The organism is Methylobacterium phyllosphaerae, from assembly GCF_001936175.1.
Taxonomy (GTDB): Bacteria; Pseudomonadota; Alphaproteobacteria; order Rhizobiales; family Beijerinckiaceae; genus Methylobacterium; species Methylobacterium fujisawaense.
In genome coordinates this window covers 4,674,745-4,693,687 of record NZ_CP015367.1, presented here as the reverse complement: position 1 = coordinate 4,693,687, position 18,943 = coordinate 4,674,745, and the positions used below count along the sequence as shown (strand labels likewise).

The 18,943-nt window shown below is 70.8% G+C and carries 19 protein-coding genes; 12 read left to right on the top strand and 7 right to left on the bottom strand.

The annotated features are described in order from the left end of the window. Positions 1-293: 293 nt before the first annotated feature. From MCBMB27_RS21375 to MCBMB27_RS21345, 7 genes are all read left to right on the top strand, one after another. Positions 294-2,675, top strand: a complete 2,382-nt coding sequence (locus MCBMB27_RS21375) for an ATP-dependent helicase (protein ID WP_043389230.1) — start codon at positions 294-296, stop codon at positions 2,673-2,675. A 419-nt stretch (positions 2,676-3,094) separates the two neighbouring features. Continuing rightward, a complete protein-coding gene (locus MCBMB27_RS21370) occupies positions 3,095-3,811 on the top strand; it encodes a PhoH family protein (RefSeq protein ID WP_012321860.1) in 717 nt (238 codons plus the stop codon). A gap of 133 nt (positions 3,812-3,944) precedes the next feature. Beyond that, the gene (locus tag MCBMB27_RS21365) at positions 3,945-4,193 is read left to right on the top strand and encodes a hypothetical protein (protein WP_043760094.1); all 249 of its coding nucleotides are present in this window, start codon (positions 3,945-3,947) and stop codon (positions 4,191-4,193) included. Positions 4,194-4,341: 148 nt separating this feature from the next. Beyond that, positions 4,342-4,626, top strand: a complete 285-nt coding sequence (locus tag MCBMB27_RS21360) for an accessory factor UbiK family protein (RefSeq protein ID WP_043346993.1) — start codon at positions 4,342-4,344, stop codon at positions 4,624-4,626. 290 nt (positions 4,627-4,916) lie between these two features. Next, on the top strand, positions 4,917-5,426 hold the full coding sequence (locus tag MCBMB27_RS21355) for a type III secretion system chaperone family protein (RefSeq protein WP_043346992.1): 510 nt from the start codon (positions 4,917-4,919) through the stop codon (positions 5,424-5,426). 8 nt (positions 5,427-5,434) lie between these two features. Further along, positions 5,435-6,244, top strand: coding sequence for a pyrroline-5-carboxylate reductase (gene proC / locus MCBMB27_RS21350; protein WP_075382062.1), 810 nt, complete (start codon positions 5,435-5,437; stop codon positions 6,242-6,244). Positions 6,245-6,346: 102 nt separating this feature from the next. After that, positions 6,347-7,168 (top strand): TetR/AcrR family transcriptional regulator, encoded by an 822-nt coding sequence (locus tag MCBMB27_RS21345; protein WP_170861826.1) that lies wholly within the window; start codon positions 6,347-6,349, stop codon positions 7,166-7,168. A 13-nt stretch (positions 7,169-7,181) separates the two neighbouring features. Here the strand turns inward: MCBMB27_RS21345 and MCBMB27_RS21340 are convergent, their stop codons facing one another. Beyond that, positions 7,182-9,128, bottom strand: a complete 1,947-nt coding sequence (locus MCBMB27_RS21340) for a methyl-accepting chemotaxis protein (protein ID WP_083683864.1) — start codon at positions 9,126-9,128, stop codon at positions 7,182-7,184. Between the two features lie 540 nt (positions 9,129-9,668). Beyond that, positions 9,669-10,103: a response regulator gene (locus tag MCBMB27_RS21335; RefSeq protein WP_043346983.1), complete on the bottom strand. Its 435-nt coding sequence runs from the start codon at positions 10,101-10,103 to the stop codon at positions 9,669-9,671. Between the two features lie 228 nt (positions 10,104-10,331). Here MCBMB27_RS21335 and argJ point away from each other — a divergent pair, with 228 nt between their 5' ends. The 3 genes from argJ to MCBMB27_RS21320 are packed head-to-tail and all read left to right on the top strand — an operon-like array spanning position 10,332 to position 12,720. Beyond that, the gene (argJ, locus tag MCBMB27_RS21330; RefSeq protein WP_075381231.1) at positions 10,332-11,582 is read left to right on the top strand and encodes a bifunctional glutamate N-acetyltransferase/amino-acid acetyltransferase ArgJ; all 1,251 of its coding nucleotides are present in this window, start codon (positions 10,332-10,334) and stop codon (positions 11,580-11,582) included. Continuing rightward, on the top strand, positions 11,579-12,295 hold the full coding sequence (locus MCBMB27_RS21325; protein ID WP_043346980.1) for an SIMPL domain-containing protein: 717 nt from the start codon (positions 11,579-11,581) through the stop codon (positions 12,293-12,295). The genes argJ and MCBMB27_RS21325 overlap by 4 nt, the downstream gene beginning before the upstream one ends. Next, positions 12,292-12,720: a (deoxy)nucleoside triphosphate pyrophosphohydrolase gene (locus MCBMB27_RS21320; RefSeq protein ID WP_043346979.1), complete on the top strand. Its 429-nt coding sequence runs from the start codon at positions 12,292-12,294 to the stop codon at positions 12,718-12,720. The genes MCBMB27_RS21325 and MCBMB27_RS21320 overlap by 4 nt, the downstream gene beginning before the upstream one ends. A 171-nt stretch (positions 12,721-12,891) precedes the next feature. Here MCBMB27_RS21320 and MCBMB27_RS21315 read toward each other — a convergent pair whose 3' ends face one another. The 5 genes from MCBMB27_RS21315 to MCBMB27_RS21295 all read right to left on the bottom strand — a co-directional run bounded on the left by MCBMB27_RS21315 (position 12,892) and on the right by MCBMB27_RS21295 (position 16,901). After that, a complete protein-coding gene (locus MCBMB27_RS21315; RefSeq protein ID WP_075381230.1) occupies positions 12,892-13,869 on the bottom strand; it encodes a Gfo/Idh/MocA family protein in 978 nt (325 codons plus the stop codon). 100 nt (positions 13,870-13,969) lie between these two features. Continuing rightward, positions 13,970-14,791 (bottom strand): alpha/beta fold hydrolase, encoded by an 822-nt coding sequence (locus MCBMB27_RS21310; RefSeq protein ID WP_075381229.1) that lies wholly within the window; start codon positions 14,789-14,791, stop codon positions 13,970-13,972. A gap of 37 nt (positions 14,792-14,828) precedes the next feature. Then, the gene (locus tag MCBMB27_RS21305; RefSeq protein ID WP_170861825.1) at positions 14,829-15,239 is read right to left on the bottom strand and encodes a DoxX family protein; all 411 of its coding nucleotides are present in this window, start codon (positions 15,237-15,239) and stop codon (positions 14,829-14,831) included. A 34-nt stretch (positions 15,240-15,273) separates the two neighbouring features. Next, complete coding sequence (locus MCBMB27_RS21300; RefSeq protein WP_075381227.1) at positions 15,274-15,906, bottom strand: alpha/beta hydrolase; 633 nt, start codon at positions 15,904-15,906, stop codon at positions 15,274-15,276. 71 nt (positions 15,907-15,977) lie between these two features. After that, positions 15,978-16,901 (bottom strand): ring-cleaving dioxygenase, encoded by a 924-nt coding sequence (locus MCBMB27_RS21295; RefSeq protein ID WP_075381226.1) that lies wholly within the window; start codon positions 16,899-16,901, stop codon positions 15,978-15,980. A 119-nt stretch (positions 16,902-17,020) separates the two neighbouring features. Here MCBMB27_RS21295 and MCBMB27_RS21290 point away from each other — a divergent pair, with 119 nt between their 5' ends. After that, positions 17,021-17,959, top strand: a complete 939-nt coding sequence (locus MCBMB27_RS21290; RefSeq protein ID WP_043346969.1) for a LysR family transcriptional regulator — start codon at positions 17,021-17,023, stop codon at positions 17,957-17,959. A gap of 284 nt (positions 17,960-18,243) precedes the next feature. Next, entirely contained in the window at positions 18,244-18,939 is a 696-nt protein-coding gene (locus tag MCBMB27_RS21285; protein WP_075382060.1) for a GntR family transcriptional regulator, read from the top strand. The last annotated feature ends 4 nt before the right edge of the window (positions 18,940-18,943 follow it).

Sequence of the window (18,943 nt, the reverse complement as noted above, 5' to 3'; positions counted from 1 at the left end):
GTGCGGGAGAGGGACAGGGTGAGGGATGCGACTTCTCCGGAAGGACCTGGTCCCTCACCCCAACCCTCTCCCGCACGGGAGAGGGGGCTTGTCGCGCTCCGCCGCCGCTGTCGGCCCCCGATCACACAGGTGCCGATCCGCAGCCACCGGGGAGACGGCGGCGCCCCGTAGCCGGCCGCGGGCCCCGAAGGGCGCGGATCGTCCCAGCGCGGACAGCCGCGCTTCATGGCTCCGCGCCCCTCGGCGGCGCGAACGGCCTCGACGCCGTTCGCGATTTGGTCCAGGGATGCGGGATGCAGAACCGCCCGCAAGCGCAGCCCGCCGGGGACGGCGCGCCCGCCACGTCCATCACCGCCCGCGCCATGGGCGCCCTCCGCCGCGACGCCGCCGGCTATCTCGAGGGGCTCAATCCCGAGCAGCGCCGCGCCGTCGAGACCACGGAGGGCCCGATCCTCGTGCTGGCCGGCGCCGGCACCGGCAAGACCCGGGTGCTGACCACCCGCATCGCCCACCTGATCGCCACCGGGCGGGCGCGCCCCTTCGACATCCTGGCGGTTACCTTCACCAACAAGGCCGCCCGGGAGATGAAGCACCGGATCGGCACGCTGATCGGCCCCGCCGGCGAGGGCATGCCCTGGCTCGGCACCTTCCACGCCATCGGCACCAAGATCCTGCGCCGCCACGCCGAGCTGGTCGGGCTCAAATCCGACTTCACCATCCTCGGCACCGACGACCAGCTCCGGCTGATGAAGCAGGTGATCGCCGACCAGAACGTCGACGAGAAGCGCTGGCCGGCCCGGGCCCTGTCCCACGCCATCGACGGCTGGAAGAACCGCGGCCTCGGCCCCGAGCAGGTGCCCCCGGGCGAGGCTGCCTCGTTCGCCTTCGGAAAGGGCGGCGCGCTCTACACCGCCTACCAGGCCCGGCTCGCGACGCTGAACGCCGTCGATTTCGGCGATCTCCTGCTGCTCTGCCTCAAGCTCTGGCGGGAGAACCCCGACGTCCTGGCCAATTACCAGGACCGGTTCCGCTACATCCTGGTGGACGAGTACCAGGACACCAACGTCGCGCAGTACCTGTGGCTGCGCCTGCTGGCGCAACAGCGCAAGAACATCGCCTGCGTGGGCGACGACGACCAGTCGATCTACGGCTGGCGCGGCGCCGAGGTCGACAACATCCTGCGCTTCGAGCACGATTTCCCCGGCGCGGTGGTGGTGCGGCTGGAGCGCAACTACCGCTCCACCGGCCATATCCTCGCCGCCGCCTCGGGGCTGATCGCCAAGAACGAGAGCCGCCTCGGCAAGACCCTGCGCACCGATGACGAGCCGGGCGAGCGCGTCACCGTCACGGGCGCCTGGGATTCCGAGGAGGAGGCGCGGATGCTCGCCGAATCGATCGAATCCCTCCAGGTGAAGCAGCATCCCCTGTCGGAGATCGCCGTGCTGGTGCGGATTTCCGCGCAGATGCGCGAGATCGAGGATCGGTTCGTCCAGCTCGGCCTGCCCTATCGGGTCATCGGCGGCCCGCGCTTCTACGAGCGCGCCGAGATCCGCGACGCCCTGGCGTATCTGCGCGCCACCGTGAACGTCAGCGACGACCTCGCCTTCGAGCGGATCGTGAACACGCCCAAGCGCGGCCTGGGCGACGCCACCCTGCAGCAGCTCCACACCTACGGCCGCGCCAACCGGCTGCCCCTGCGGATCGCCGCCGAGCGCCTGTGCGAGACCGACGAGCTGAAGCCCCGGGTCCGCTCGACCCTGCGGGCGCTCACCGAGAGCTTCGCACGGTGGGCGCGGCTGGTGGAGGCGCAGCCGCACAGCGAGGTCGCGCAGACGATCCTCGAGGAATCCGGCTACACCGAGATGTGGCAGAAGGACCGCTCGGCCGACGCCGCCGGCCGGCTGGAGAACCTGAAGGAATTCGTCCGCTCCATGGAGGAATTCCCCGACCTCGCGGCCTTCCTGGAGCACGTCTCCCTGGTGATGGAGGCCTCCGAGGCCGAGGGCGCCGAGCGGGTCTCGCTGATGACGCTCCACGCCGCCAAGGGGCTCGAATTCGACACCGTGTTCCTCCCCGGCTGGGAGGACGGCCTGTTCCCGAACCAGCGGGCGCTGGACGAGAGCGGCCGCGCCGGCCTGGAGGAGGAGCGGCGCCTCGCCCATGTGGGCCTGACCCGGGCGCGCAAGCGGGCGAAGCTGTCCTTCGCGGTCAACCGGCGCATCCACGGGCTCTGGTCGTCGACCATCCCGTCGCGGTTCATCGACGAGTTGCCCGAGACCGCCGTCGACGTGGTCGAGGCCCCCGCCCACTTCTCGGCCGGCGCCTCGCGGTTCGACCGCAACCCGGCGCCGTTCGGATCGAGCTACGGCACGCCGGGCTGGCAGCGGGCGCAGGCCAACACCGCGCCGGGTGGCCGGTCCGGGTCCGGCGGCGGCTTCCGGTCCGCGGGCCCGGGCGGCCGCTCCGGCGGCCAGTCCGGCGGACCCCGCCAGATCGAGGGCGAGCTGATCGCCAAGTCGACGGGCGCGCCCTCGGCCTTCCAGGCCGGCCAGCGGGTCTTCCACACCAAGTTCGGGCCCGGAACGGTCGCGGGCGTCGATGGCAACAAGCTCACCGTTGACTTCGACAAGGCCGGCCAGAAAATGGTGCTCGACAGCTTCATCCAGGCCGGGTGAGGCCCGTCCCGCCGACCAAGCCCGGACGTTTCAGGGCGGCAGGGTCGGCCGGCTTCGCCCCTGCGGGCGGGGAGGATCGTGATCGTGCCGGATGCCGCGTCATCGCGTCTCCCCCGTCCCGAACCTGATGCATCCGCGCTAGCCGCGCGGCTTTTTCGAAGCCCCCTTGCCCACCGTCACCCCTTGGTCACACCCGGCGCGCATTCGTCGGATGCGAATCGCACTGGTGCGCCAGTTGCATCGTGTATTCGGCCGCGCACGGATCGTCGTGACGCTCTCCACAGGCGGACGAGCGCGGGGCGGAACCTTCGGCCTGGGGCCGGTATTAAGTTTCGCAAACGAATAGAACCGGGAGCACGCAGGTAAACGGCAGTTCAGATACAGATCCAGGTTGGCTAGTCCCGTTGGAGTGTACATCCATGAAGAGACGCCGCGCACGACTTGAACTGGTTGAAGACCGCACGTCCCGCATTCACCGCACACGCTTCGACGAAGAACGCAACCTCGCCCCCATCCAGCCGCTTACCGAACGCCAGGCCGAGTATCTCGACGCCCTCGCCCGCTCCCCGCAGGTCATCGTCCTGGGGCCGGCCGGCACCGGAAAGACCTTCATCGCCGGCACCCGCGCGGCCGACCAGCTCCGCCAGCGCCGGATCGCCAAGGTCGTCATCACCCGCCCGAACGTGCCCTCGGGCCGGTCCCTCGGCTACTTCCCCGGCACGCTGGAAGAGAAGATCGCCCCCTGGGTCGCCCCGCTGACCGAGGCCATGAAGGAGCGCATGGGCGCCGCCGCCTTCGAGATCGCCCTCAAGACCGGCGACATCGAGATCGTCCCCTTCGAGGTGATGCGCGGGCGGACCTTTAAGAACTGCCTCGTGATCCTCGACGAGGCCCAGAACACCACGATCAACGAGATCAAGATGTTCCTGACCCGGATCGGCGACGATTGTCAGGTCATCATCAACGGCGATGTGTCGCAGACCGACCTGCGCGAGACCTCCGGCCTGCGCACCGTCATGCACATGGTCAAGAGCCGGATGATGCCGATCCCGGTGGTGGAGTTCACCCGCAACGACATCGTGCGCTCGGGAATCTGTGCCGAATGGGTGAAGGCCTTCGAGGAAACGAATCTCTGACTTGGCAGTTGATGGCGGCGGGTCCTCGCAGACCCGCCGTGCCGCCCCGCGGCACGAGACGACTCTCCGCACCTCCCGTCCGGGAGGAGGAACCGGGCACCCGACCCGGCCACCAGAAAATTGGAGTCTCCTCGTGAGGAAACTGACCTTCGCCTTTGCCGTGCTGGCCTCCCTGGGCGGCGCCGCTCTCGTCCAGCCGGCCTCGGCGGCTCCGGCGATGCCCGGCGCCGTCACGGCGCCCGACGCCGTGACCCATGTCCGCATGACCCCGATGGAGCACCGCATGATGCACCGCCGGATGCATCACCGCATGATGCACCGCCGGATGGAGCGCCGCATGATGCATCACCGCATGCATCGCCGCATGATGCGCCACATGTGATCAGCCGGCGAAGCGGGGGCCTCGCGCCTCCGCCTCGCCGTCCCGGACCGACCGGGCGTTGCTCCCCATCGCGAAGATTCCTATCTCGTCCTCTCGAATCGCGCCGTCAGGCGGCCGCCGCGGCAGCCGGCCGATCCGGGAGACCTCGATGCCCCCCTCCAATCGACTGTTCGACGACCTCGCCCGCCTGATGACCGACGCGGCCGGCGCCGCGCAGGGCGTCCGCCGCGAGGCGGAGACCGTGGCCCGGGCGCAGCTCGAACGCGTCATCCGCGACCTCGACATCGCCTCGCGCGAGGAGCTCGACGTGCTCCGCGACCTCGTGACTCAGCTGCAGGCGCAGAACGAGGCCCTGTCGGCCCGCATTGCGGCCCTGGAGGCGAAATCCGGTGCCGCCGGAGCGGGCGCCGCGGGCCTGAGCGAGGCCGTCTGAGTCTCCGCGGCAACGCCCCCGGCTTTTACACAGGAAGCCGCGGCGACGATCCGGTTTCCTGTTCACCGATTGTGACCTGCACTTTGTGTCGCGAGTCACGGCCGGTCTATAGTCGGGCATAGGGTGATTCGGGGGCTGCAGGGCGATGTCCGCAGAGCTTCGACAGTCGATCGCATCACCACCGGCCTAGATCTGCCGATCGTTCCAGTTCTCGGAGTGTTCTCACGCTCCGGTTTCGCGTCACCGTCACGTCGGGCCGGATCTCGTCCGGGCCGTCCTTTTGGATCGTCATGCCGCTTCTCAACGTCGACTTCCACGACCCGGACCGGAACGAGCATCCGCTCGACGTCGTCGAGCGGCTGGCCTCCCTGCGCGATTGGATCTTCGACCGGGCCGAGACCGACGAGATGTCGGTCACGAGCCCCGGCCGGTGGACCGACTACAACGTGGCCTTCACCTGGATCGAGGATGTCGAGGCGCTTCACGTCGCCTGCGCCTTCGACCTCAAGGTGCAGGAGCGGCAGCGCACCGAGGTGATGCGCCTGATCGCGATGATCAATGAACAACTGTGGGTCGGCCATTTCGACCTTTGGACCACCGACAATGTCGTGATGTTCCGGCACGCCCTGCTGCTGACGGGGGGCGCGGTGCCGACCCACCCGCAATGCGCCACCATGATGAAGACCGCGGTGGACGCCTGCGAACGCTACTTCCAGGCGTTCCAGTTCGTGCTCTGGGCCGGCAAGAGCGCCCGCGAAGCGCTGGACGCTGTCCTGTTCGAGACCGAAGGCGAGGCGTGACCGGCCCGATGCCGATGCCCGCCTCGCTGGTCCTGGCCGGGGCCGGCAAGATGGGCGGCGCGATGCTGGCGGGCTGGCTGGATGCTGGCCTCGACCCGCGCCGGACAACGATCATCGACCCTGTGCCGTCCGGCGCGATCGTGGACCTCTGCACCGAACGGGGCATCGCCCTGAACCCCCCGGCCCCCGAGCCCGGCGCCGTTCTGGTCCTCGGCATCAAGCCGCAGGGTCTGGAGACGGCCGCCCCGGGGCTCGACCGGCTGATCGGCCGCGACACGCTCCTCGTCTCGATCCTGGCGGGCAAGACCATCGCGGATCTCCGCGCCCGCCTGCCGCGGGCGCGGGCCGTCGTCCGGGCCATGCCGAACCTGCCGGCGAGCATCGGCCGGGGCGCCACCGGCGCCTGCGCGAATCCCGAGGTGACGCCCGCGCAGCGCGCGGCCGCCGAGGCGCTGTTCGCGGCGAACGGCACGGTGGCGTGGCTCACCGACGAGGCGCAGATCGACGCCGTGACGGCGGTCTCGGGCTCCGGGCCGGCCTACGTATTCCTGCTCGCCGAGACCCTGGCGGATGCCGGCATCGCGGCCGGCCTGGATCCCGACGTGGCCCGCAACCTCGCCCGGGCGACGGTGGCGGGGGCCGGTGCGCTCCTCGACGCGGACCCGGCCGAGGCGGCGGACTTGCGCCGCAACGTCACCTCCCCCGGCGGCACCACGGCGGCGGCCCTCGACGTGCTCATGCGGCCGGACGGCCTCGGCGCGCTGATGCGGGAGGCCGTGGCGGCGGCCCGCAGACGGGCGGAGGACCTCGCCGGCTGACACGGCGCGGCGTCCGTGCGGCATGGCCGCGCGACGGCCCTGCCCTTCGCCGCCGGCTCGCCTACATGAGGCGTCACGACCGACAGACCGGGCGACCGATCCATGACCGAGAGCAGAGCCACCTCCAAGCGTCCCCGCAAGGGCGCGACGTCCCCCAAGGCGAGCAGCGCCCCCGAGAGCGTCGCCCCCGCGGCCTCCGCTCAGGATGGCGCGGCGCGGAGCGCCGGTGCGGCGCCGGAGGACAGCCCGCCGAAGCTGCCGCCCCGGGAGGCCGCCGTCGAGGCTCTGATGCGGCTCGCCGCCGAGCAGCCCTGGAACGACATCGAGGTGAGCGACATCGCCCGGGAGGCGGGTCTGACGCTCGCCGAACTGCGCGACCTGTTCCCGTCGAAGGGCGCCGTGCTCGGCGGCCTGACCCGCATCATCGACCGCAAGGTCCTGGAGGGCGATCTCGCCGGCCTCGAGGAGGAGCCCACCCGCGAGCGGCTGTTCGACGTTCTGATGCGCCGCATCGATGCGATGGAGCCCTACAAGCCCGCCCTGCGCCGGATCGCCTACGCGCTGCGCGGCGATCCGCTGTCGATGCTGGCGCTGAACGGCGTGATGCTGAACTCGCACCGTTACATGCTGGCGGCGGCCGGGATCGACACCGAAGGCCCCCTCGGACAGCTCAAGCTGCAGGGCGTGGTCATCGCTTTCGCCCGCGTGACCCAGGTCTGGCTCGACGACGACGACCCGGCCCTGGCCCGGACGATGGCGAAGCTCGACAAGGAAATCCGCAACGGCGAGCGCGTCATGGAACGCGCCGAGGATGTCCGTCGGTTGACGGCGCCGCTGCGCGCCCTCGGCCGCTCCTTCCTCGATCGACGCCCCCGCGAGCGGCGGACGCGCGACGGCGACGAGACGGACACCGCCGCCATCTAGGCCGCCCTGGCCTTCACGCCGCCTGAATGTCGTCGAGGAAGCTGTCGATCTCGCGCTTGACCGTCAATGACTGGGTGGCAAGCTCGGACGCAGCGCTCTGGACCTGCGCGGCTGCGCTGCCGGTCTCGCGGGCGGCGGCCAGCACGCGCGCGACGTTGGCCGAGACATTCTCCGTGCCCCGCGCCGCTTCACCGGCATTGCGCGAGATCTCGCTCGTGGCGGCCGTCTGCTGCACCACCGTCGCGGCGATGGCGCCGCTGATCTCGTTCACGGCGGCGATGGTGCGGCCGATCTGGGCCATCGCCTCCGCGGCCTGCCCCGAGGCCGCCTGGATCGCGGCGATCTGGCCGCCGATCTCCTCGGTGGCCCGCGCCGTCTGCGAAGCGAGCTCCTTCACTTCGGAGGCCACGACGGCGAAGCCGCGCCCCGCCTCGCCGGCCCGCGCCGCCTCGATGGTGGCGTTGAGGGCCAGCAGGTTGGTCTGGTTCGCGATGCCGGAGATCATGATCACGGCGGCGCCGATCTGCTCGGCGGCGGCGCGCAGGCTCGCCATCGCGGCGTTGGTCGCCTCGGCCTCGTGGGCGGCGTGACCGGCCACCTCGTTGGAGCGCACGACCTGCCGCTCGATCTCCTGAAGCGAGGAGACCATCTCCTCGGCGGCCGCCGCGACGGTCTGGACATTGGCCGAGGTCTGCGCGGCGGCCGAGCTCGACGTCACCGCCTGACTGTTGGTGTTGTCGGCCACCCGGGTCATCGCCTGCGCGGTCGCGTCGAGTTCGCTGGTCGCCGCCGTGACGATGGCGAGCGAGGCGGCGATCTTCGCCTGGAAGGCTTGGACGCGCTGCTCGACCCGCTCGGCCCGGCGCAGGCGAGCCTCCCGTTCGGCGGCCTGCGCCGCCTCGAGTTCCGCTCGGGCGACCGCGTTCTGCCGGAAGATGTCGACGGCCTTGGCCATCGCGCCCATCTCGTCGGCCGCGTCGCGGTACGGCACCACGACCTGAAGGTCGCCGCCGGCCAGCCGCGTCATCGCCTCCGTCATGCCGGCGATCGGCCGGATGATGCTGCGGGCCAGCATGAAGGCCAGGACGCCCCCGAGGAGCAGGGCCGCGCCGACGAGGCCGATCAGGATGTAGCGGGCCCGTGACGCGGCCGACGCGGTCTCCCGGGAAATCCTCTCGCCGGCGGCCACGATCCGGTCGCGCAGCGCGATGCCGAGCCGTTCGATCGCGTCGGTGTGGGGCTTGATCCCGGTTTCGAACGTCGCCTTTGCCGAAGCCACCGCCTGATCGTACGCACGGAAGCCGGTCGCGGCGGCGACCAGCGCGTCGCGAACGGCCCTGACCTGCTGCGCGAAGACCGCGCCGCCCTGCGTGTCCTTGAACGCATCCAGGGCCGCCAGAGCCTGCTCGACCCGCTGCTCGAAGGTGCTGCGGTCCTGCGGATCCAGGCCGATCACGAAGCGGGCCGATGCGATGCGGGACCGCAGGACGGCATTCTCGATGTGCTCGATCCGCGCCAGCATTGCCTCGCCGCCTCGGGCGCGCACGTCCGCGAGCAGGTTTCCGAGAAGAACGGTGAGTGTATTGCCGGTCTCGTAGAGTTTCGCCCTGGCTTCACGCAGGGTCGCGCCCGAGGCCGCGAGGCGCTCCAGCTTCGGCTTCATCGCGCGGGCGGCCTCCCGCACGTCGTCGTACAGCTTCCGCCCGCCGTCGGTCATGGCCAGCGAGAAGTACTTGTCGCAGGTCTGCTCGATCGCCCGCCGGGCCTGCTCCATCGCGACGATCAGATCGGGATCCGGCTGGATCCGGTACCGTTCGGCGGTTCCGATGAGGCGCGCGGCGTGACCGTCGATCATCAGGACCGATTGCGCCCCCCGCTCCACCCGCTCCTGAAGCGCGTGGTCTTCGCTGATCACACCCTGCTGGTAGATCGCGAATGCACCGATGATACCCGTGATCATGACGAGCATCGCAAATCCCGCGTAGAGGCGAGAGTGTATCCCAGTTCTCACAGGCGCATCTTCCACAGAACAGGCCAAGTTCTCGGTCGAACGATAGACGCCTCAATCATGACAACATCGTGTCACGTGATCAAGTTCAACTTGTACTATAGATATTTGGCGGCAATGTCTCGAGATATATTTGATATTCAGGCCAGGCAAGTCAGCCGCAGACGCAGGGCGGCACGCGCAAACGGCAATCGGGGCGTTCTCGTCGCGATGGACCAGTGCTGACAACGCGTCCTGGGCCGACCGAAAGATTCGCCTTGCGCGTGTCCGCTGCTCAGCCGCGCTAAAACTGCGCGCCGATCCCTCTTTCACCGGATCACGCGGCCACTGCATTTGGATTGCCGTGCGGCCCGGCCTGCGTTGCTGACATCGAGCGGGCCGTCCCGATTGCAACAGTCCCGAACCGGCACGGAGGCGCGGCGACGTCGTGAGTCGCGTCGGCCGCGATTCGCTCGACGCCTCGCGAGGCCCCTCAGGCCGTCGCGCCGGACCTCAGGCCGCGCGGTTCGCCAGCGCCTCGCGCATCATCGTGGCGACCATGCCGTTCTGAAGCTGGTCGCGCGGGACGCGCAGCGCGTCGGGCACGCGGGCCGACGCCTCCGGCTCCATCGCGTCCACCGGGTCGCTGGCGAGGATGATGCGCAGGGCCGGGCGCAGGGCCCGCGCCTCGACGGCGAGCTGCGCGCAGCACAATCCCCCCTGGAGCGCGGTATCCACCACGATCACATCCACGGGGAGGCCGAGGGCCAGCACCGTCATGGCATCGACGCCGCGATCGCAGGCGGTGACCTGATAACCCAGCATCCGGACTTGCGCGGAGACCTCGTCGCGCCAGCGCTTGTGGCAGCCGACCACCAGAACCTGGATTCGATAGCAGCTCCCCTGGGGAAGGCTGCCCGAGGCAGTCTCGACGTCGGCTGGGGGCATTCCGCACTCGACCTCGCGCTGACTTTGCGATGCAGCATGCTAGGCTGGGATGCAATCCACACGCAAGCCCGACGCCGTGATACCGCCGTATTCGGCGCCGTCGGTGCACAAAACCGAAGCAGCTCGAAGCGTGGCCATAGGCTGAGCACACGGTTGACGCCGCAGGGGTCGCGCGGGCAACACCGGGCCGCCGCGGAACCTGAGCCGCGCGTGCCGGAGCCTGAGCCGATGTCATCCGCGAAAGCCCCTCCCGTCTCCCCGCTGGCGCCCACCGCGATGCCCGAGCTGCCCCCCCTGCCGGGCGTGCGCATCGCCACCGCTCAGGCGGGGATCCGCTACAGCGGCCGAACCGACGTGCTCTACGTCGCGCTGGAATCCGGCACCCGGGCCGCGGGGGTGTTCACCCGGTCGAAATGTCCCTCGGCGCCGGTGGATTGGTGTCGCGACGCCCTGGCCGACGGATCCGCGCGGGCGCTGGTGGTCAATTCGGGCAACGCCAACGCCTTCACGGGCCGGCTCGGACGCGATGCGGTGGCGCGCACCGTCGAGATCGCCGCGCAGGCGGCGGGCTGCCGCACGGGGGAGGTGTACGTGGCGTCGACCGGCGTGATCGGCGAGCCGCTTCCGGCGGAGCGGTTCGAGGGCGTGCTCGCGGAGTGCGCGGCCCGGGCCGAGGATGGACCGGCCGCCTGGAATGCGGCGGCCCGCGCGATCATGACCACCGACACCTTCCCGAAGCTCGCCACCCGCACGGCCGAGATCGCCGGCGTGCGCGTGAACATCAACGGGATCGCCAAGGGCGCCGGCATGATCGCCCCCGACATGGCGACGATGCTGTCCTTCGTCTTCACCGACGCGGCCCTGCCGCAGGACGTGCTGCAGGCGCTCCTCTCGGCAGGCACGAAGACGAGCTTCAACTGCGTGACGGTGGACGGCGACACGTCCACCTCCGACACACTGATGCTGTTCGCCACCGCCAAGGCCGGCCATCCGGCGATCACGGATCCCGCCGACCCGCGTCTCGCCGGCTTCCGGGAGGCGCTCGACGGCCTGCTGATCGAGCTGGCCCAGCTCGTCGCCAAGGATGGTGAGGGCGCGCGCAAGTTCGTCACCGTGCGGGTCACCGGTGCCGAGAGCGACGCCTCCGCGCACCGCATCGCGATGTCGATCGCCAACTCGCCGCTGGTGAAGACCGCGGTGGCCGGCGAGGATGCCAATTGGGGCCGCGTCGTGATGGCCGTGGGCAAGGCCGGCGAGCCCGCCGACCGCGACCGGCTCGCGATCTGGTTCGGCGACGTCCGGGTGGCCGTCCAGGGCGCCCGCGACCCCGATTACAGCGAAGCGGCTGCCAGCGCCGTGATGTGCGAACCGGAGATCGAGATCCGGGTCGATCTCGGCCTGGGCGACGGCAATGCCCGCGTCTGGACCTGCGACCTGACCAAGGCCTATGTCGAGATCAACGGGGATTACCGCTCGTGAGGGCCATCCTGTCCGGCGCCCTGCTGGTCACGGTCCTGGCGGCCCCGGTTCAGGCCGACGACGCGGCGTGCAAGCGGCATATCAGCGTCGTCGGACGCGCGGCGGAGACGCGGGCACCGGACTTCGCCGAGGTGACCGTCGGCATTGAGGCGCGCGCCGCGACCGCGGCAGCCGCCCTCGACGCGGCCTCGAAGGCGGTGTCCGGCGTCTCGGCGCAGGCCCGTGCCCTCGGGGTCCCGCCGGCCGATATCGGGACGGCCGCCGTCACCCTGCAGACGGCGACCCGCACCGTCGCCCGGCCCGGAGGCGCCGTGACCGAGGAGCCCGACGGCTACCGCGCCAGCAACCTCGTCACGGTCCGCCTCGCCGATATGGACCGCCTCGGCGACCTTCTCCGGCAAGCATTGGACTCCGGGGCGAACCGCATCGACGGCGTGAGCTTCGGACTGCGCGACCCGGACAAGAGCGAAGCAGCCCTTCAGGTCGCGGCGACCCGGGACGCCCGGAGCCGGGCCGAGGCGCTCGCCGAGGCGGTCGGGGCCAAGCTCGGCGCGCTCTGCACGCTGACCACCACGGTCGGGACACCGTACCGCCCGGCGCTGGAGATGGCCCGCGCGGCACCGATGGCCGCCAAAGGGCGACGGGTGCCGATCGAGGCGGGCACGATACAGATGTCCTCCGAGGTCTCGGCCGCTTTCGCGGTGGCGCAATGAGCGGGCTCGAAGGCGGCGCGCTGCGCCTGCTCCTGGTAGTCGCCGTGGCCCTCGTCGACGTCGACGGCCGGGTGCTGGTGAGCGAGCGTCCGGCGGGCAAGCAGCTCGCCGGCCTGTGGGAGTTCCCCGGCGGCAAGGTCGAGCCCGGCGAGCGCCCCGAGCAGACCCTGATCCGGGAGCTCGCCGAGGAACTCGGCATCCGGGTCGAGGAGCCCTGCCTCGCGCCGCTGACCTTCGCCAGCCATGCCTATCCGGACTTCCACCTTTTGATGCCGCTCTACGTCTGCCGGCGCTGGACCGGCACGCCGCGCCCGATGGAGGGACAGGCGCTCAAATGGGTGCGGCCGAAGGCGCTGCGCGATCTCGCCATGCCGCCCGCCGACGCGCCGCTGATCCCGTTCCTGGTCGACCTGCTGGGAAGCTGAACGCCTGACCGTCCGGGTCGCTCGGTCCCGGTCCGCTCCGTCATCGCGAGCGCAGCGATCCAGGGTAGCGAGAGGCCAACCCGCGTCCCACGGCCTGAATGGCCGCCCTCCGCTCGAAGACGGCGGAGCCTCGGCGGGTTCGTTCTTCGGGCGCGGGCCCGCGCCCGGCCCTCACAAGGCCAGGATACCCTCGACGACCTCCTGCACGGCGAGCGCCTCCGCGAAGGTGGCGAGGGGGTGGGGTTCGCCGCGGGCCATCCGGACGACGCCCTCAAGCTGTCGCCGGAGGGTGATCGGCCGCAGCCGCTCGTTGGGGATCGCGTCCGGCTCCGGCTCGAAGCGCCCGTCGGCGCCCCGACGCTCAGCGATGGCCCAGTCGCGCAGCCGGACGGCGCCCGCATCGCCCTCCAGCGTCCACGTGTTGTGGTCGTCGGCCTCGACGCCCCCGACCCGGCCGGTCAGGGTGACGGGAATCCCACCCGCGGTGAGCGTCACGTCGATCGCGCGCTCGGACCGGCCCGGCTCCGGGAAGGCGATCCGTCCGGCGAGACCCTGGAGCGGGCCGAGCTGGCGGCGGGCCAGGAACAGGAAATGCGAGACCACCTCGCGGGTGAAGCCGCCCTCCGCCCGGGCGTCGAGCCAGTGCGCGGCGTCGGCCTGCCAGGGGCGCGGCCAGCGAGCGAATTCCACCGCGATGGTGAGCGCCCGGGGCGTGCCGACCGCGCCCGCCTCGATCCAGCGCTCGATCGTCGCCACGCCCGGCGACGAGGCGAACGGGAAATTGACCGCGCCGGCACCCGTGGTGTCCGCCACGAAGGCGCGGGCATCGGCCAGATCGATGGCGAGCGGCTTCTCGCAGAAGACGCTCCGGCCGGCGGCCAGGGCGGCACGGGCATAGTCGAGATGCGAGGCAGGCGGCGAGGCGACGTAGACGCAGTCGCTCGCCGCCACGACCGCGGCGGCGTCGGCCACGCGCGGCACCGCCGGGAAGGCCGCGCCGATCCGGGCCAGGGCCTCCGGAGCCGGATCCCAGATCGCCGCGACCCGCACGGGCGAATCCGCCGCCCCGTGGATCGCGCCGAGCAGGCGCTCGCCCATGATGCCCGCGCCGATGATCCCGAGGGCGAGGGGTGCGTCGGAAGTCGGCATGCGAGGATCCACGCGGAGGTTCGGGTCTGACGGACCGCGGCGTGCGGCCCGTCGCAGGCTTTAGGAGCCCGGACCCGCGCGGGAAAGGCCGCCGGTCTCCTCAACCTTGGATGAAGGCGAGCAGGTCTGCGCTGAGCCGGTCCTTGTGGGTGGCGGCCAGCCCGTGCGGGGCGCCCGGATACTCCTTCAGCACGGCGTTCGGCACGAGCTTGACGGCGGCGCGCGCCGCGGCGTCGATCGGCACGATCTGGTCGTCGTCGCCGTGCACGAACAGGGTCGGCACGTCGATGCGCTTCAGGTCCGCGGTGAAGTCGGTCTCCGAGAAGGCCGCCACGCAGGCGTGCACGTTCCGCAGGCCGGCCATCATGCCCTGCATCCAGAACGTGTCCCGCAGGCCATCGCTGACAGCGGCGCCCGGTCGGTTGGCGCCGTAGAAGGGGCCGCTCAGGTCCTTGAAGAACTGGGACCGGTCGCGGAGGACCGAGTCGCGGATGCCGTCGAACACCTCCCTGGGCTGGCCGCCCGGATTCGCGGGGGTCCGGACCATCTGGGGCGTCACGGCCCCGACCAGCACCGCCTTGGCGATGCGCGCCGTGCCGTGCCGCCCGATGGTGCGGGCGACCGCGCCGCCACCGGTGGAGTGGCCGACCAGCACCGAGTCGCGCAGGTCGAGATGGGCGATCAGCCCGGCGAGATCGTCCGCATAGGTGTCCATGTCGTTGCCGGACCAGGGCTGCTCGGAGCGACCGTGCCCCCGGCGGTCATGGGCGATGACCCGGAACCCGTGCTGCCCGAGGAACAGCATCTGGTCCTCCCAGGCGTCGCCGTTGAGCGGCCAGCCGTGGCTGAAGACCACCGGCTGCCCAGTGCCCCAATCCTTGAAGTAGATCTGCGTACCGTCCTGCGTGGTGAAGTAGGGCATGGTGGTCTCCCGATAGTCGCAACAGTCGAAGGACGGGTCAGGCCCGGCCCTGCCGCGCGTCGAGGCTGAACGGACCGGCCCCGAAGGCCGCGACCTGGAGCAAGCCGCCGGACATGGCGAGGTTCTTCAGGAAGTGGAACATCTGGTTCTGGTCGCCGAGGGCCGCGTGGAAGGTCACCGCGTTGGCGACCGCGAAGAGCGCGAGGATCAGGGCGACGAGCCGGGTGCGGTAGCCGGCGATGAGCAGCAGCCCGCCGACGACCTCCACGCTTGTCGCCGCCGCGTAGGCGAGCGGCGGCAGCGGCAGATGGGCGGCCTCGATGGTGGCGAGCGTCGCGGCGGGGGCGGCGAGCTTGCCGGCGCCGCTCACGAGAAAGATCGCGCTCATCAGGACCCGGCCGGCCACCGGCAGCAGGGCGGTCGCGCCGGGAGAGGAAATCGGGGACATCGTCAATCGCTCCATCCTGTCGTCAGTTGCGGAATCAGGCCGCTTCGGGGCCTGGGAGGCTGCGAAGCCATGCGAGGGCCTGACTGACATCGGCCTGCGACAGGCCGTGGCCGGCCGGCAGGATCCTATGCTCCACGCGCGCCCCGGAGGCGGAAAGCTGCTGCGCGAGGCGCCTTGCATTCTCGACGGGTACGATCGGGTCCATCGCCCCGGAGAGGATCAGGACCGGCCGGCCCGCGAGGTCCGCGGCCGGGGGCTCGGCGAACGGCGCCATCGGGCGGATCAGCACGGCACCCGTCAGGGTCTCCGGCCGGAGCATCAGCAGCGAGGCGGCGATGTTGGCGCCGTTCGAGAATCCCAAAGCCAGGGGAGCCCCGAGGCCGTACCGTGCCCGGGACGCCGCCACGAAGGCGGCGAGGTCGCCGGTGCGCCGACGGAGATCCGCCTCGTCGAAGACCCCTTCGGCCAGGCGCCGGAAGAAGCGCGGCATGCCGTTCTCGCTGACGCCGCCGCGCGGCGCGAGCAGCGCGGCCTCCGGCGCGACCATGCGGCCGAGGGGCAGGAGGTCGTTCTCGTCGCCGCCGGTCCCGTGCAGGAGCAGCAGGGGACGTGCGGTGTCGGGACCGGGCTCGAAGCGGTGGATGAAGCCGGTGGTATCCTGGGTCATGATGGCCTCACGGCTGATGGGGCGCGGTCCCGCCCCGCACGGATGCGGGGCGGGCATGATGGTGTCGCGGCTCAGGCGACCTTGGGCAGGACGGCCTCGATCTCGGCCCGGTGCGGCTCCAGGCCGGCGGGGAGCTTGAGCGCCTGGCCGAGGGCCTCGATCGGCTCGTCCACCGCGAAGCCGGGCGCGTCCGTGGCGATCTCGAACAGCACGCCGCCGGGCTCGCGGAAGTAGACCGAGCGGAAGTACTGCCGGTCGCTCTGCTCCGTGACGTGCAGGCCCCGCGCCGCGAGCGCCTGCCCCATCGCAGCCTGCGCGGCGTCGTCCGCCGCCCGGAATGCGATGTGGTGGACCGAACCCGCCCCCGGCCGTCCGGGCAGGAAGCCGCCCACCGCCCGCAGGGTGACGAGCCCGCCGAGTTCGGCGCTGCCCGCGAAGCGGATCAGGCTGCCCTCGCGGCCGACCTCCTGCAGGCCGAGCACCTCCGTGAGGATCGCGGCCGTGGGCTCGGCCCTGTCGAGGAGCAGCGTCACCCCGTGGAGGCCGCGGATCGCGTGCTCGGCCGGTACCTCGCTCGACGCCCAGCCCTCCGCATCGCCGACATCGACGCCCACCAGGGCGAGCATCATGCCGTCCGGATCGCGGAATCGCAGGGTCGGCGCGCCGAAGACCTGAACGAGCGGTTCGTGGGCGACGCCCTTCTCGATGAAGCGATGGGTCCACCAGCCGATGGAGGCGCGGGGAACCCGGAAGGCGGTCTCCTGGGTCTCGCCGATCCCGACGCGGCCCGGCGCGGCGTGCTCGATGGGGAAGAAGGTCAGGATCGTGCCCGGGCGCCCGGCCGCATCGCCGTAATACAGGTGATAGGTGCCCGGATCGTCGAAGTTGACGGTCTTCTTCACCAGACGCAGCCCGAGGACGCGGGTGTGGAAGTCGAGGTTGCGGAGGGCCGGGCCGGAGAAGGCCGTGACATGATGGAGGCCGGTCTGAACCATGGCGATGTCTCCCGACAGGCCACCGCGGAGGGCGGCGTGTTTCGATGACGGGAATGTGCCCCTTGCCATGTCTCGCGAAAATAGAAACGATGGAAACCTATCGTTTCTGGAATTGACCGATGCGATTGCCTGATTTCGAGGCCTGGGCGGTGTTCGCCAAGGTGGTGGAGACCGGCTCCTTCGGTCGGGCTGCCACGGAGCTCGGCCTGTCGAAGGCCACGGTCTCGAAGGCTGTGAGCCGGCTCGAGGTCCGGATCGGTGCCCGTCTGTTCAACCGCACGTCCCGGAAACTCGCCCTCACGGCGGCTGGGCAAGGCGCCAAGGACAGCGCCGCACGCATCCTGGCCGAAGGTGAGGCCGCCGAGGCCCTCGCGACGGCGAGCGCCACAGAGCCGCGGGGCCTCGTGCGCCTCGCCGCGCCGATGACCTTCGGGGTGATGCACGTGGCGCCGATTCTGCCGGCCTTCCTGCAGCAATACCCATCCGTTTCGGTCGACCTGCACCTGTCCGACGCGGTCGTCGACTTGGTCGGGGGCGGATTCGATGCCGGGCTGCGCATCGCCGCCCTGCCCGACTCATCGCTGCGGGCGCGCCGGCTCTGCGGGATCCGCCGCTCGCTGGTGGCCACGCCCGCCTATCTCGACCGGCACGGCAGGCCCGAACATCCGGACGATCTCGTCCATCACACCTGCCTCGGCTACGCCTACCTGCCGACGCCCGATCGCTGGCGATTCGTGGACGGAGCCGGGACCGAGGCCGTCGTGGTGCCCGCGGGCCAGCTTCGGGCGAACAATGCCGAGGCCCTGACACCGGCGCTTCGGGCCGGTCTCGGCCTCGCCCTGCAACCGGACTTCATGATCTGGGAGGACCTCGAGGCCGGGCGCCTCGAACGGGTCCTGCCCGCTTGGTCGCCGCCCCCGATCGCGCTGCATCTCGTCATGCCCCCCGGCGATCCGAGGCCCGCGCGGGTGACGGCGCTGATCGCATACCTGGGGCAGACCCTCGCCCAGTCGCCTTGGGCCGATCCGCACCACCGGCGCGATCCGCCAGAACGATAGGCCGCGCGACGGGGCCGTACCCCACCCGGTTTCGGTCCTGGTTTTCGCAATCTGGATCAGTGCCGTCCACGTCTGCGTGCGTTATCGGCGATCAGCAGGCGAGTCGCATGATGTCCCTGCCGGCGGAATGACCTCGCGGGCGGGGGCCGAGACGTACAACCAAACCGCAGGGGCCCGCAAATTTGCAACCTCAAGTTCGCTCAGGACAATCTGGCATTGGACATGCGAGCGTTTCCGCGGCATGACGGTGTCCTGCATAAATGTATACATTCGGCGAGGCGTTGATGTCCCCTGCGGTCCCCGGCCGACCCGCGCCAGATCGGCTGCGGCACAAGACCGTGTCCGCGGCCGTCGCGGACTCGTTGCGTCAGCAAATCCTGAACGGAGACCTGCCGCCCGGGGTGCAGCTTCGCCAGGATGCCCTGGCTGAGGAATTCGGGATCAGCCGGATCCCGATCCGCGAAGCTTTGCTCCAGCTGGAAGCCAGTAATCTCGTGAAGATCATGCCGCATCGGGGTGCGGTCGTGACGGGTCTGTCGCTGCAAGAGGTCGAGGACATCTTCCAGCTGCGCGTCCAGCTGGAGCCGCAATTGCTGCTGCTATCGGCCCCTCATCTGTCGCACGACGAGATCCGGGATCTCGACGCGCTCGCGCAGGAGTACGGCGCGGCGCTGGAGACGGGCGAGGTCCTCCGATGGGGCGACCTGAACAGCCGTTTCCATCTCGACCTGCTCCGCCACGCCAATCGCCCGCGGTCGCTGACGATCGTGGCCGGACTGCTGCAGGATTGCGAACGGCCGACGCGGCTGCAGATCTCGACCTCCAACGACGCGACCCGCGCCCTCAGCGAACATGCCCAGATCCTCGACCTGTGCGAGGCGCGCAGGTTTCAGGAGGCCGCGGCCTGCCTGCGCGGCCATATCGAGCATGTCGGCACTTCCCTCATCGCCCTCTACCGGCGTGCTCTCGCCAGGGCCTGATCGG

Excerpts from the sequence above, each read along its gene's own strand:
- proC (WP_075382062.1), top strand. The coding sequence starts at position 5,435 with ATGCCGATGCCCGCCTCGCTGGTCCTGGCCGGGGCCGGCAAGATGGGC.
- MCBMB27_RS21305 (WP_170861825.1), bottom strand. The coding sequence starts at position 15,239 with ATGTCCCCGATTTCCTCTCCCGGCGCGACCGCCCTGCTGCCGGTGGCC.
- MCBMB27_RS21370 (WP_012321860.1), top strand. The coding sequence starts at position 3,095 with ATGAAGAGACGCCGCGCACGACTTGAACTGGTTGAAGACCGCACGTCC.
- MCBMB27_RS21360 (WP_043346993.1), top strand. The coding sequence starts at position 4,342 with ATGCCCCCCTCCAATCGACTGTTCGACGACCTCGCCCGCCTGATGACC.
- MCBMB27_RS21295 (WP_075381226.1), bottom strand. The coding sequence starts at position 16,901 with ATGGTTCAGACCGGCCTCCATCATGTCACGGCCTTCTCCGGCCCGGCC.
- MCBMB27_RS21315 (WP_075381230.1), bottom strand. The coding sequence starts at position 13,869 with ATGCCGACTTCCGACGCACCCCTCGCCCTCGGGATCATCGGCGCGGGC.
- MCBMB27_RS21355 (WP_043346992.1), top strand. The coding sequence starts at position 4,917 with ATGCCGCTTCTCAACGTCGACTTCCACGACCCGGACCGGAACGAGCAT.
- MCBMB27_RS21290 (WP_043346969.1), top strand. The coding sequence starts at position 17,021 with ATGCGATTGCCTGATTTCGAGGCCTGGGCGGTGTTCGCCAAGGTGGTG.
- MCBMB27_RS21310 (WP_075381229.1), bottom strand. The coding sequence starts at position 14,791 with ATGCCCTACTTCACCACGCAGGACGGTACGCAGATCTACTTCAAGGAT.
- MCBMB27_RS21320 (WP_043346979.1), top strand. The coding sequence starts at position 12,292 with ATGAGCGGGCTCGAAGGCGGCGCGCTGCGCCTGCTCCTGGTAGTCGCC.
- MCBMB27_RS21340 (WP_083683864.1), bottom strand. The coding sequence starts at position 9,128 with ATGATCACGGGTATCATCGGTGCATTCGCGATCTACCAGCAGGGTGTG.
- argJ (WP_075381231.1), top strand. The coding sequence starts at position 10,332 with ATGTCATCCGCGAAAGCCCCTCCCGTCTCCCCGCTGGCGCCCACCGCG.
- MCBMB27_RS21375 (WP_043389230.1), top strand. The coding sequence starts at position 294 with ATGCAGAACCGCCCGCAAGCGCAGCCCGCCGGGGACGGCGCGCCCGCC.
- MCBMB27_RS21345 (WP_170861826.1), top strand. The coding sequence starts at position 6,347 with ATGACCGAGAGCAGAGCCACCTCCAAGCGTCCCCGCAAGGGCGCGACG.
- MCBMB27_RS21300 (WP_075381227.1), bottom strand. The coding sequence starts at position 15,906 with ATGACCCAGGATACCACCGGCTTCATCCACCGCTTCGAGCCCGGTCCC.
- MCBMB27_RS21285 (WP_075382060.1), top strand. The coding sequence starts at position 18,244 with ATGTCCCCTGCGGTCCCCGGCCGACCCGCGCCAGATCGGCTGCGGCAC.
- MCBMB27_RS21335 (WP_043346983.1), bottom strand. The coding sequence starts at position 10,103 with ATGCCCCCAGCCGACGTCGAGACTGCCTCGGGCAGCCTTCCCCAGGGG.